General features: G+C 40.6%; 8 protein-coding genes. All 8 read left to right on the forward strand.

Going from position 1 to position 14365, the window contains the following annotated elements:
* Nucleotides 1-14: 14 nt before the first annotated feature.
* The 8 genes from MKX74_RS03710 to MKX74_RS03745 all read left to right on the forward strand — a co-directional run bounded on the left by MKX74_RS03710 (nucleotide 15) and on the right by MKX74_RS03745 (nucleotide 14182).
* Nucleotides 15-2435: an N-6 DNA methylase gene (locus MKX74_RS03710; RefSeq protein WP_341177538.1), complete on the forward strand. Its 2421-nt coding sequence runs from the start codon at nucleotides 15-17 to the stop codon at nucleotides 2433-2435.
* Nucleotides 2428-3939: a type I restriction-modification system subunit M gene (locus MKX74_RS03715; RefSeq protein ID WP_341177539.1), complete on the forward strand. Its 1512-nt coding sequence runs from the start codon at nucleotides 2428-2430 to the stop codon at nucleotides 3937-3939. The genes MKX74_RS03710 and MKX74_RS03715 overlap by 8 nt, the downstream gene beginning before the upstream one ends.
* On the forward strand, nucleotides 3926-5062 hold the full coding sequence (locus tag MKX74_RS03720; protein ID WP_341177540.1) for a restriction endonuclease subunit S: 1137 nt from the start codon (nucleotides 3926-3928) through the stop codon (nucleotides 5060-5062). Before MKX74_RS03715 ends, MKX74_RS03720 begins: the two co-directional genes overlap by 14 nt.
* A 56-nt stretch (nucleotides 5063-5118) precedes the next feature.
* On the forward strand, nucleotides 5119-8028 hold the full coding sequence (locus MKX74_RS03725; protein WP_341177541.1) for a type I restriction endonuclease subunit R: 2910 nt from the start codon (nucleotides 5119-5121) through the stop codon (nucleotides 8026-8028).
* Nucleotides 8029-8292: 264 nt separating this feature from the next.
* The gene (locus MKX74_RS03730; protein WP_341177542.1) at nucleotides 8293-9447 is read left to right on the forward strand and encodes a hypothetical protein; all 1155 of its coding nucleotides are present in this window, start codon (nucleotides 8293-8295) and stop codon (nucleotides 9445-9447) included.
* A gap of 6 nt (nucleotides 9448-9453) precedes the next feature.
* Nucleotides 9454-11337, forward strand: a complete 1884-nt coding sequence (locus MKX74_RS03735; protein ID WP_341177543.1) for a DEAD/DEAH box helicase — start codon at nucleotides 9454-9456, stop codon at nucleotides 11335-11337.
* Nucleotides 11334-12293: a DUF3883 domain-containing protein gene (locus MKX74_RS03740; protein WP_341177544.1), complete on the forward strand. Its 960-nt coding sequence runs from the start codon at nucleotides 11334-11336 to the stop codon at nucleotides 12291-12293. The genes MKX74_RS03735 and MKX74_RS03740 overlap by 4 nt, the downstream gene beginning before the upstream one ends.
* 5 nt (nucleotides 12294-12298) lie before the next feature.
* Nucleotides 12299-14182 carry a hypothetical protein gene (locus MKX74_RS03745; RefSeq protein WP_341177545.1) on the forward strand — a complete coding sequence of 628 codons (1884 nt, stop codon included), beginning with the start codon at nucleotides 12299-12301 and terminating at the stop codon, nucleotides 14180-14182.
* Nucleotides 14183-14365 lie beyond the last annotated feature (183 nt).

Raw genomic sequence — 14365 nt, forward strand, 5'->3', positions numbered from 1 at the left:
GGAGGAAGCTACACATGATCGGAGCTATAATTGGCGATATTGTTGGGTCCAGATTTGAATGGGATAATCATCGCTCGAAAGATTTTGAATTTTTAACATACAAGAGCTTTTTCACTGACGACTCGGTGATGTCATTAGCCATATGTGATGCACTAATGAGTTGTAAACGTGATTACAGAGACTTGGGCGACCAAGCTGTTAAATTCATGCAAGTTATTGGAAGACACTACCCGAATTGCGGGTATGGAGAGAGATTCTATAAATGGATGTTTAGTGACGCTCCTGAGCCATACAACAGTTTTGGTAACGGTGCCGCGATGAGAGTTAGCGCTTGTGGTTATGTAGCCAATTCCATCGAAGAAGCTAAATTACTTTCACACAAGGTGACAGCTGTTACACATAACCACCCTGAGGGGATAAAAGGTGCTGAAGCTACTGCGGTTGCAGTCTATCTGGCTCGAAGCGGAAAAAATATATTGGAAATTCGTGATTATGTTGATAAGCACTACTACCCCATGAATTTCTCGCTCGATGGAATCCGGGAAACGTATCAGAATAACGAAACTTGCCAAGAAACAGTTCCGCAAGCACTTGTTGCTTTCTTCGAGTCTTCCAATTTTGAAGATGCAGTCCGGAACGCTATCTCTATTGGTGGAGACAGTGATACGTTGGCTGCGATTACTGGAGGTGTGGCGGAAGCCTACTACGGTGTGCCGACACATATCAGAAAACATGCGCTGACATTTCTCGATGAACGGCTTCTGAGAATATTGCTAGAGTTCGAAAATCTATATCCCGCAAAGATGGAAAAGATACAGTCTTCAGGGAGCGTCAGCATTAAAGAAGAGCTTGTCGGAGCCAAAATAAAAACTGGAGGTAGAGAAGAAATGATCCACTCAGCAATGGATGCTGCTGACGAAGCACTAAAAAACACTACTTCAGAGCCTGAAGAAACAACAAGCCAAAAGCTATTTTCTCACCTTTTTGAAGCCTGCAATATTCTGCGAGGTCCAATTAATCAGGATGAGTATAAAAGCTATGTAACGCCAATTCTCTTTTTTAAACGACTATCAGATGTATATGATGAAGAAACCCAAGCCGCCTTGGAAGAATCTGGGGGTGATGAAGAATTTGCTGGTTTTCCAGAAAACCATCGATTCATTATTCCAGAGGGGTGCCATTGGCAGGACGTTCGCGAAGTTAGTGAGAACGTCGGAGTAGCAATAGTCAATGCAATGAACGGCATTGAACGTGCTAACCCAGACACACTCTATGGCGTTTTTTCTAGTTTTGATGACGCAAACTGGACTGATAAAAACAAACTTTCAGATGAACGCTTAAAGGATCTCATTGAACACATGTCAGAAATTAAAGTAGGCAATGAAAATTACTCATCTGATGTGATGGGAGATAGTTATGAATATTTAATTAAAAAATTTGCTGATCTTTCAAAGAAAAATGCAGGTGAATTTTACACGCCTCGATCGGTTGTAAAGTTAATGGTCAAAATCCTAGATCCTAAGCCAGGCGAGACGGTTTATGATCCTGCTTGTGGTACAGGAGGCATGTTAATCGAAGCGATACGTAACGTACATGATGATAAAAGTACGTATGGCAAAATTTATGGTCAAGAGAAGAACTTAGCAACTTCAGCAATCGCAAGAATGAATCTATTTTTACATGGAGCAAGAGATTTTAAGATTGAACAAGGTGATACTTTAAAGCAGCCTCTTTTCATACATCGGGGAGAATTACAAACATTTGATTGCGTAATCGCGAATCCACCGTTTTCGTTAAAAGCTTGGGGGGCGGATCAGTTTGCCTCAGATGTTTACGGTAGAAATCTATGGGGGAGCCCTTCTGATTCTAGTGCGGATTTTGCTTGGCTTCAGCATATGGTGAAATCTATGGATAAAAAGAATGGACGTTGTGCGGTCGTTCTTCCGCAGGGGGTCCTTTTCCATGGAGGCAGAGAGGGAGAAATTCGTAAGCAACTAATCGAATCTGACAAACTAGAATGTGTCATTACTTTAGTCAGTGGGCTGTTTTACAGTACAGGCGTATCAGCATGTATTCTTATCTTAAACAACAACAAAGTGCAAGAACATAAAGGGAAAGTCTGTTTGATTGATGCATCAAAGATTTATACTGCGCAAAGGGCTCAAAATATAATGACTGAGAAAGATGTTGAAGAAGTTTTTAATCTTTTCAAAAACTACGAGTCAGTTATTGAAAAATCTAAGGTAGTGTCTATTGAAGATTTAAGGTTGAAAGATTATTCACTCTCTGTGAACACCTATATTGAAAAAGCACCAATCGAGACGATTTGCCCTCAGGAAGTTAAGAAGGCATTTTTGGCAGTGCTAGATGAAGTGATTGAAGCAGAAGAAAACTTAAAATCCTTATTGTTAGATGGGGGATACATTAGTGAGTAATAGAATTACATTAGATGAGCTTAAGTCATATTTGTGGAATTCAGCAGTATTTTTACGAACCCATATTGATGCAGGTTCATATAAACAATACATCTTCCCACTCCTGTTTTTCAAAAGAATTTGTGATGTATATGATGAGGAATGTGCAGAAATCCTCGAGAAATATGACGGGGATGAGGATGCACTCGAGTGGGAAGAAAATCATAGATTCATTGTTCCAAAAGCTTTTCACTGGAATGATGTCAGGTCAGTATCAGAAAATGTGGGCGTTGCAATTGTAAATGCATTTCGAGCTATTGAAAAAGCAAATCCTGAAAAACTGCAAGGTGTTTTTGGGGATGGTGCCTGGACCAATAAAAAAAGATTGCCTGATAAATTACTTAAGGACCTTATTGAACATTTCTCTTCAAAAACGCTCAGTATGAAAAATTGTCCTGAGGATGAACTCGGACAAGGCTATGAATATCTAATTAAGAAATTTGCTGATGATAGTGGGCACACTGCTCAAGAATTTTATACAAATCGTACCGTCGTTCACCTAATGACAGAAATGCTTAAACCGCAGTCTGGTGAAAGTATTTATGATCCTACCTGTGGTAGTGCAGGTATGCTTATTTCAGCCTTTGCTTATTTGAGACAACAAGGTCTTGAATGGAGAAATGTAAAAGCCTATGGGCAAGAGATCAACTCTCTTACATCTGCAATTGGTAGGATGAATTTGTTTTTACACGGTGTAAAGGACTTCCATATAGTAAATGACGATACTTTAAAGAAACCTGCTTTTGTAGAGCATGGTGAGTTAATGCAGTTCGATTTAGTGTTAGCGAATCCACCATATTCGATTAAACAATGGGATAGGGAAGCATTCTCAGCTGATAGATATGGCCGGAATTTTCTCGGTACGCCACCTCAAGGAAGGGCTGATTACGCGTTCTTTCAACATATATTGAAGAGCCTTAATCCGAATACGGGTAGATGTGCAATTTTATTTCCACATGGTGTTTTGTTTAGGGATGAAGAGAGAGAGATGCGTGAAAAGCTTGTAAAAAGTGATTTGGTTGAATGTGTGATTGGAATTGGAAAAAATCTATTTTTCAATTCTCCGATGGAGGCATGTATTATTATATGCCGAACGAGAAAAGCACATTCTCGTAAAGGACATGTTCTGTTTATTGATGCAAAAAAAGAAGTAACTCGAAAAAATGCAGAGAGTTATTTAGAAGAAGATCACATACAGAAGATAGCACAAACTTACAGCGAATTTAAAGTTCAAGATGGTTTTTCAGCAGTTGCCACAGTAGAACAAATTATCGGATATGACAGTAAACTGAGTATCCCGCTTTATGTAAGTGGATCTAACAGCGCTGAAAGTGAGGAGACGTTATATTCTTTGGAAGAGGCACTAGATGGATGGCTTTCTAGCAGTGATAATTTTAGAGAATCTTATGAGACGTTGAAATACATGCTCTTTGAAAATGGTGGTGATGATCTTGATAAAATATAAACTTGGTGATGTAGTAAAGGTAATCTCTGAACGAGTTGATAATCCGGCTAATAGTGAATATGACAAATTTGTTGGTCTTGAACATTATGTATCTAGTGAAATTGAGATTAAAAAATATGGTGATACAAGTCTTTTGAAATCTGCTATGAAAGTATTTAAGTCAGGTGATATATTAATTGCCCGACGTAATGTCTATTTGAAAAGGGCATCAATTGTAAAGTTTGATGGGATTACTTCTGGTGACTCTATTGTATTGCGTGTCGAGGATAAACTGTTACAACGCATTATTCCGTTCATATTAAACACTGATGAGTTCTGGGCATATGCTGAGAAATTTTCCGACGGAACAATGTCTAAAAGATTGTCCCCTAAAGTTTTATTGGAATACGAGTTTATGCTGCCTCAAATTGAGCAACTAGAAAAACTCGCTGATCTATTATGGGCCGCTAATGATACAAAAGAGGCTTACAAGAAATTGCTTTTGCTCACAGATGAGCTTGTTAAATCGCAATTTATCGAGATGTTTGGCGATCCAGTTGAGAATCCAATGGGATGGGTGGAAACGGCGCTAGGTGATGTAGCAGAAATCAAAATCGGGCCCTTTGGAACATTGCTGCATAAGGAAGATTATATAGAAAATGGGCATGCGGTGGTAAATCCATCACATATTATTGATGGGAAAATATGTATTGACCCTAAACTTACAATTTCGGACAGAAAATATAATGAATTAGCTTCTTATCAGCTTAAAATTGGTGATGTTGTACTTGGTAGACGGGGGGAAATGGGTCGATGTGCTGTCGTTTATGAAGAAGGTTTATTATGTGGAACTGGAAGTATGATAATCAGAGCAGGACATCAAATGAAACCATTTTTTCTACATCATATTCTCTCAAGTCCTAAGTATAAAAAGATTATTGAAGATAAGGCCGTTGGTGTCACAATGATGAACCTTAATGTGCCAATTGTATCTAGTCTTCGAATCCCTTTATTACCTATTAACTTACAAGAACAGTTCATTTCGTTAATGGAACAGGCCAATAAATCAAAACTTGAATTAAAACAAAATATTAATAGCCTCGAAACTACAATTAAAGTTTTAATGTCAAGGAACTTTGGCTAGTGAGATAGATTCCTCCGCAAACAAATTAAATATGTTAAAGATAGGAGTGACGCTTGATGTTTAATGAAGATAATACGATTGAGCAAATGACGCTTACGACACTTAAAAGCAATGGATGGAAATATATTCCTGCTGAAGAATTGCAACGTGAACACTCTGATGTAATGGTTGAGACTATGGTTAAAGAGGCGCTCATTCGTCTTAATCCTGAAATTGCTGAAGAACCATCTCGCGCGGATGAAGTTATCTATAAACTGCGTACGTTGATATTGACTGTTCAACCACACAACCTGGTAACGCAGAATGAACTGTTCAAGAAGATGGTTTTTGAGGAGAACTCTTACCCGTTCGGCAAAGATGGCCGAATGATTCCAATTCGATTCTTTGGAACAATGACTAAGGAAGACTTATCGCTGAACGAATACGTTGTCACAAACCAATGGGTATATCCACAGAAAGAGAATGGTAAAAGACTTGATATTGTTCTATTGATTAATGGATTCCCTGTGGCGATTGGCGAGTTGAAAACACCTGTTCGTAATTCTATAACATGGTTGGATGCTGCTGGAGACATAGCTGCATATGAAAAAAGCATACCAGGCATGTTTGTAACTAACATATTTAATTTTGCTACAGAAGGTAAATGTTACAGATACGGTTCTGTTTGTATGCCTATTGGAATGTGGGGTCCATGGCATACTCCGGAACACAAAAGTGAAGGAAGTCTTGCTGATGTGAAAATCAGTATTGAAGACATGATTACACCTGAAAAGGTCATGGACATTTTTCAGTTCTTTACATTATATGCAACTGATAAACAGTATCGCAAATATAAAGTCATATGCCGGTATCAACAATATGAGGGTGCCAACCTTATTGTGGAACGCGTAAAGGCTGGGTACCCAAAACAAGGTCTTATCTGGCATTTCCAGGGCTCTGGTAAATCATTGCTGATGGTATTTGCAGCACAGAAACTTAGAATGATACCTGAATTAAACAATCCAACAGTGGTTATAGTTGACGACCGAATTGACCTAGAGACGCAGATTACTGCAACATTTAACGCAGCGGATATTCCTAATCTCGTCAGCCTTGGCTCAAAGGAGGACTTAGAATCCTTCTTCTTAGGGGACCAAAGAAAGATTGCAATTACAACAATTTTTAAATTTGGTGATGTGAAAAAAGAACTTAACCCTAGAGACAACATCATTCTAATGGTTGATGAAGCCCATAGAACGCAGGAAGGTGACCTAGGGAGTAAGATGCGTCTTGCTCTTCCGAATGCGTTTTTCTTTGGCCTTACAGGTACGCCGATTAATCGTATTGATAAGAATACTTTCAACACATTTGGTGCAGTTGAGGATAAGAGTGGATATATGAGCAAGTATTCCTTCTCTGACTCAATCCGTGACAATGCGACACTTCCATTGAATTTCGAACCAGTACCGGTTGATCTGCATGTCGATAGAGAAAAGCTCGATGCTGAATTTGAAGCATTAACAGAGAATTTATCTAAAGAAGATAAAGCTGAGCTATCTCGACGGGTCAACATGAAAGCAATTATGTATGACCGCAAGCGCATCAGAAAGGTATGTGAGCATATAGCTAAGCATTACCAGGAGAAGATTGAACCGAACGGATACAAAGGTCAGGTTGTTTGTTATGACAGAGAGTGCTGTCTTATGTATAAAGAAGAGCTTGATAAACTACTTGGTCCGGAAGCAACTACAATCGTGATGGACACCAACAATGACAAGGAAGATAAATATAAATCCTATAAACGCGATAGGGACGCAGAAGGAAAGATTTTAGATAGATTTAGAGATCCTAACGACCCGTTAAAGCTCGTAATAGTTACGTCAAAGCTTCTTACTGGTTTTGATGCACCTATATTGCAGGCTATGTACCTTGATAAGCCAATGAAAGATCATAACTTGCTTCAGGCCATCTGTCGTACGAACAGAACCTATGATCAAGGTAAGACACACGGTTTGATTGTTGACTACATAGGTATTTTTGATAATGTAGCAACAGCATTGGACTTTGATGAATCGAGTATGAAAAAGGTCATTTCGAATATTGAAGAGGTCAAAAAGCAGATCCCTGCACTAATGCGTAAGTGCTTGAGTTACTTCATGGGAGTAGACCGTACAATAGATGGTTGGGAAGGTTTAATTGCTGCACAAGAATGTTTGCCTACGAATAAAATCAAAGATGAGTTTGGAGCTGATTATAAAGTTCTCAATCGAGCGTGGGATGCGCTATCTCCAGATCCGTTTCTGAATCCTATGAAATACGATTTTCAGTGGCTGACAAGAGTGTTTGAATCGGTGAAACCGACTGATGGAAGAGGCGGGTTGATATGGGCCTCACTCGGAGCGAAGACGTTGGAATTGGTTCATGAGAATCTGCAAGTGGGAGAAGTACATGATGATATGGAAATTCTTACGATGGATGCGGATTTAATCGATGAATTTATTCAAAAACAAAAGGACCTGAGAAAGACAACGATCAAAGTTGAAATTGATTTGGTCGCGAAAATTCGAAAACACAGTAATGATGTTAAATTCGTTAAGTTGGGAGAAAAACTTGAAAATCTCCGTGAGAAACACGAACAAGGGCTCATTACCAGTATTGAGTTTCTAAAATTGCTATTAGAACTTGCGCGGGAAGCTGCAGAAGCTGAACAAGAAGTAGTTCCCGAGGAAGAAGTCGATAAAGGTAAGGCGGCATTAACAGAGCTTTTTGATGGGTTGAGGAATTCAAAGACACCAATTATCGTCGAACGAATTGTTGGCGATATAGATGATATCGTTAAGATTGTACGATTCGATGGTTGGCAGGGTACAACCGCAGGCAAACAGGAAGTGAAGAAAGCTCTACGGAGTGTTGTCTGGGTCAAATACAAAATTAAAGACAAAGAAGTATTTGATAAAGCCTATCAGTATATTGAGCAGTATTACTGATTCGGAAAATTAGATGAAAATCCCATAGTCCTCATAATCTCCATCATCATAATCTAAACGAGACGAGCGAGATTTTTTCAACGTTTTCCAAGTAACAGACTTACATCAACTTCTAAGCACGCACGGTGGGTATTAAGAAACCCAATCAAAACGTCTGTTTGCTGACACACTATTGTCGCTTAAGTGTTTTATTCTATAAAAGGCTAACGATATTTGGATTACTCCATATCATTAATAATTTACATTTTTAAAGGAGCGGTTGTAATGTGGACGGAACGCGTGCATGAAATTGATCAGTACATTCAAAATGGTGGAGAAGCCGTAATAAATTCGCGAGAAATGCTTTTGTTTATGGGACAGCCGCAGGTATTGCCGGTTTACAAGTTGCCAATAGCATTTTTAAGTTTCAATATCGATAACGGCCGCTTCGCAGCGGAGAAACGACTGAAAGAGCTGGAACTAGGTTTTGAATTAGATAATCGTAATCCTAATCATGAACAATATTTTATTGACCTTTTGATTCCAGACAATCCGAAGTCTCAACGTCTATTAGATGATTTGGAGCGTCACGGTCAACTTCGGCCAGGAGTTATCACTAATGATGGTTTCCTTGTAGATGCCAATCGACGATTAGCCTGTTTGAAGCTGCTCAATGCAAAACATCCGAACTCCCGGTATCAATACTTACTGGTTCACCGGCTTCCTGCGAATATACCTGCGAAAGAGATCTATAAGTTGGAAGTACAATTTCAGATCAAAGCGGATTTAAAAGAAGAATATAATCCGATCAATGATTTGTTAAAGATTAGAGAGGGTCTGCAGTACATGAGTGAGCAGGAGCTCTGTGAGACGCTTGACTGGAGTACCAAAAAAATTAAAGATTATCAGAATCGCCTGGACCTGGTTGATGGATTTCTGGAATATATCGGCCAGCCGGGGAATTACACGCTCTTGCTAAATTTGAATGAGCATTTTGTTGAGATTCAGAAAGAGATCACGGCGATGAAGACACTTGGGCTTAACGCCTTTAAAATTCAGGAAGCGATTGATGTGATGTACCGCATGCTCGAAGTGAACCTTGACAAAAACTTCGACAAAACAATCACCCAACGTGATCATATCCGTTATATCCGTGAAGCGTTCGTTAACGATAAGATCCATAGAGTACTAACGCAGAATATGTTCAACAATGAAGTCGCTACCTCCCAGGATATTTTTAACGACGTAACGGCCGCGGCAGAACTGGCGCGGATGCAGCGAAACAATGTTCGCCCTGTGGAACAACTTAAGAAAGCCATTTCTTTGTTGATACAAATCCAGGATGATGAAAGTGATGTATTTTCTAAGCAGGATTTTAAAGATGCCTTTGAGGAACTGGATGAATTGTTGTCTGCTATCAGACAACAAATGGGGGCCTAAACGCCAATGGTGCACATCGAGTATGACCAAAATGTACTTATTGTCAATGTAACAGAGCGACCAGACCTGTTTTTCGGTCAGTATTCGCTGATGTTTCGTGAGCAGGGGTTTGCGAAAAGTGAATCCTCAATGAAATATGTCATGGATGATCCCATCAAAATCAGAAGTACCGTGGATGATCTCATTGCGTTTTTCCGGCGGAAACGAATACCTGTGCAAATGAGTGAAAAGTTTGATCAGCTTAACGAACAAATTGGCGAAGAAAAACAGAGTTTCGAAGCCGCGGCAGAGCGAGGACTTACCGTGAAAGAGGGAACTGAGGAACTGCAAGCGATTTCTTTACCTGGATTCCAGCGGAAGTTGAAATCTTATCAGGAGAAGGCGGTCCACCATATGCTAGCAGTACGGCATTCCGCCAATTTCTCAGTACCGGGGAGCGGCAAAACAACGATGCTCTATGCTGGATTTTCGGTTTGGCGTGAGGCGAATGAAGTAGAGAAAATTTTCGTAATCGGTCCTCCTAGTTCCTTTATGGCTTGGGAAGAAGAATATGCTGGCTGTTTCGGGCGACCGGCAGTAAGTTATAGGCTTCTCGGGCCGGATAGGGATCGGAAGTATAAGACAACAGACCGTGCTGACCTTTTTTTAACAAGCTTTCAAACAGCATCAATTGATACAGATCGACTGATTGAACTGATGCAAAAGCATCGCGTCATGCTAGTCGTCGACGAGTCACATTACATTAAACGTTTTGAAAATGGAACATGGGCGAACGCACTTTTGAAGTTGGCACCATATGCCAAACGTCGAGCGATTAGCACGGGCACGCCGATGCCGAACGGATTGTTTGACTTATATTCACAAATGACTTTTCTGTGGCCTGGGAAATTTCTCCTCGGCGAGCAAAATCAATATAAAGCTGAAGTAAAACGGAACGAAGATGATGTCGAGTGGATTCAAAACAAAATTCGACCTTTCTTTTATCGTATCAATAAGAAAGACCTGGAGCTCCCTCCTCTCGAAATTCAAAGGGTGACAGTACCAATGTCGGATCTACAGCAACAGATTTACGACGTTATTGCTGCAAGAACCATTGAAGAATTGGAACGTTTCTCCTCGCGGGAAGTAGTGGAGATCGCAAGATTTCGCCGCGCGAAAATTATACGTCTCGTGCAAGCCGCGTCAAATCCTGCACTTCTGGCGGATTTTTCACAAGAGTTCCAGATTCCTCCGCTTACCTACGACGGAGGAGATTTTGTTAAACTGATAGAGCAGTACTCACAATTTGAGAAGCCAAATAAGTTGCAGAAATCGATTGAATTAGCTCAGACATTGGTCGAGCAAGGTTATAAAGTACTATTGTGGAGCACGTTTGTCAACAACATATTTCAACTTAGGCAAGATTTCGTCCGACTTGGGATACCGAGCTATTTAATTTTTGGCGGTGTACCAAAAAGTGACGAAGATGACGAGGAATTCAATCGGGAGCAACAAATCCGTTTATTCAAGCAATCCGACAAGCCTTGCATACTGATTGCGAATCCCGCAGCATGTGCGGAGTCGATCTCCTTGCATAAGGATTGCCACCATGCAATTTATCTAGACCGTAGCTTTAACTGCGGTCATTACCTTCAGTCACTCGACCGTATCCATCGAATTGGTCTGCCGGAAGATCAAATGACAACTTACTACTTTCTTGAGAGCGAAGGAGCGGTCGACGAGGTGATCCATCAGCGGTTGCAAGAAAAGGCATGGCTAATGCGTAGTGTCATTGATATGGATATGCCAATAGGTTCAATGGATCTAGATCAGGATGAGTGGGGTCAGGAAACAGAGCTCCAAAAGGATTTTGAGAGCGTGATCCAACACATACGGAGTAAACGTGCATGAAAAAATTTTGCGACCTGCTTTGGACAATTCGGACCGTATTGGACTACGAAAACAAATATCAATTCCGTATGACAAGAAGTCATCTTCTTCGTTTATTAGAAGGTTCGTTTCTAGGAGGCAGGAAAACAAAAGCGCAGACGGTATTGGAGCTTTTGCTTCATCTAAAGCTTATTGGGATCGATGAGGAACATCTAGTGTTTGTCCTGCCACGAGGAAAGCGTTTGACCAGTTTCGGTGATGAAAGTGGCTATGATCTAAGCGATAAGGCGAAAAAGCTTCTTACTTCGTGGTATGTTCCGGCATCAGGAGTGATAAGTAGGCAATGGCTGGAGTATTTTTCTGTAAGTGAATCAGGAAGATATCTGGCTTCTCGTTCAAAAATTTCCAGGACACTACAACAATGGACGGAAGAAATGCTCTATCTAGGTGTTGCGGCCCAATCAGGTGATTTATTAGAATTATCAGGGGAGCACGTATGGATACGAGCATATCCTATGGAGCAGCCAACGATGACGCTGGAAGAGTTGATGGCAAAACTGGAACAGCAGGCGAAATCGGGCAGAGAAGCGGAGGAGTTTGTTATGCATTTTGAGAAGCGGAGGCTTCAAGAAATGGGGCTTGTATCGGAGGCCAATCGTGTAGAATGCATCTCGGAAAGTTTAGTGAATGCTGGGTATGATATTTTGTCATTTTCTGATTCCGCGTTAGTACATAATCGGTTTATTGAAGTGAAAAGCGTAGGACCGGATAATTCATTCTATTGGTCTCGTCATGAGTTGGAGATCGCTAAAAAGTTAGCGAGACAATATTATCTGTATCTTGTTAAACAAACCGACCCAAACGAGCCGATAGTCAACATCATCGAGAATCCTTATGAGATCCTTTCCTTGTATGCCCATTTTGAGCCAGTCCAATATCATGTTTCATTTATAGAAAGCCATAGAGAAAAGAGATGAGAAAAATGGAATTATCGAGAGCAACTTCAGCTCTTGCTAAATTGAATGAGGAAAAATTTTGCAGGGCGTTCATGAAGTTGTTCGATAAAACATTTCATATAAATGACCTGAACTTTTGGTGTGAACTGACGGGAATCAGTACGAAAACTGCATGGGAAATTTTACGAAAAAAAGAATGGAAACGACTGGACGAGATCTATGTCCGGGGCACCATCGGAACGATGAAGGAATTAGCGGAGCTCTGCACATTCCATTCTTTACAGAAGAAAGATATTATTAAGGCCGTCGTTTCAGTTTTAAAGATGCGAAAAGGGTACTTGCCTGGGGCATTGAAGCAATTGCCTTTGTCTTTTGACATCATACATATATTGCTTGAACTACAGGACGAACTGGTACCAGTAACGCGATTATATTGGTTCCCAAAATATGTATTACCCGATCAACTCAGAGTTATCTCACGGTATGCTCACTCCCAGAGAAGCCAATGGGATGAATTAATTATTTCTACATTCATAAAGTCGGCTAAACCTTTGCGATTAGAAGAATTGATTTATCAAAGTATGGGGATTATTCCGGCTCCGGTAGCGTTAAAACGTTTGTATTCTTTTATGCTTAATCTACTCCCAGTAAGCAAGGTCGATGATACGGAGTATTGGATTTTAACTGAATGGAAATCAAAGGTGGATTTATTATTCGTTAATAACATTGCCGCCCAGTTGACTGGACAGGTAACCTTACCTTTGGTTGGAATCATGAAGAATTTGACGGATTACGAAGAATCGAAAGTTATCGAACTGCTGGAATTCTGGCCAGAATTCACGAAGCATTCTGATGGTAATTACGGATTAAACATTCATCCTTTGGATGATGAGGTATTGGCGATCCTTGTGCCATCATTACTAAAGAATCTAGAAGATTCGAATGATGGGATACCAACCACACAATTATTTAAACATGCCGAGATACTCGCTAATTCTCATGGCTTGAACATTCATGCTCGGGAGTTCAAACAATTCCTAAAAGGGTGGGGGGAAGTAGCTATTGTGGGCGGCAGGATTTATGCAATGCAGGAAGCACCCTTTCACCGTATGCGCTTAGGCGATGTCGCTTATTTGGTTCTCAAAGAGAATGGAGCCCCAATGCCATATACTGAACTCGAGGCAGAGGTTCGAGAGAGACGGAATTATTCAAACTCCATATCCTCAGTATTTCTGACGGAACCGAAGATGTCACGCCCCAGTCGGGGATACTGGGCATTGCGTGAATGGGGAATGATCGAGTATGACCCACAGATTCATGACCGCATCGGAGAAGTACTAGTTTCGATCATCGAACAGGCAGGTCGCCCTGTCCATAAGAAAGAAATTCGCAGTCAATTGCGCCGGCGGGGGATGAATATGAGTGAAGTGACCCTTCACATTGATCTCTCTGAGAATGAACGCATCCATCAGGTGGCGCGTGGAGTTTATGCATTGATGGAGTGGAATTTGACCTTTAGAGATCTGTTCCGATTCAATTTCCCATTTCGGTTGTCTCTTCCGGATGGCAACCCAACGATTTATGAGTTAGAACATGGCGTCATGATTGAATATTTCATCACTAAGAGTTGCCTAGAGTTAGGTAGGATTCTCGTGAAGAGGTATATAAACGAATTTTTCTCTGACCTCCAACAGTATTCCAAATACACAGTGACTGATTCTACCGGTAATATTTATGAAGGATGGGTCGATACGATGGCGGACGGTCGGTTTCAGTTCTTAGGTTTGCAAAGATGGTATAAAACACATAAGCCTCGGTATGGGGAGAATATATATTTGTACATTCCATACGGCAATGCGTGTGCCTTCACCCTGTTAACCACGGAGCAGGCGGACGAGTGGATGAATTAATAAAATATTAGGATGACGCTTCTTCAATTGATTTCTATATCAAACGAACTCCTAACTCAGACCATTTAAAGCCAGTGCAATAACTTCAATCAAAGTCTTTACATAATCATCATTGTGTCACTGAATATATTCGTTGCATAACAACTAAAACGACAACCCGCTTGCTTGGATGTCGTCTTAGTT

Source organism: Paenibacillus sp. FSL K6-1230, from assembly GCF_038002385.1.
GTDB classification, from domain to species: Bacteria; Bacillota; Bacilli; order Paenibacillales; family Paenibacillaceae; genus Paenibacillus; species Paenibacillus massiliensis.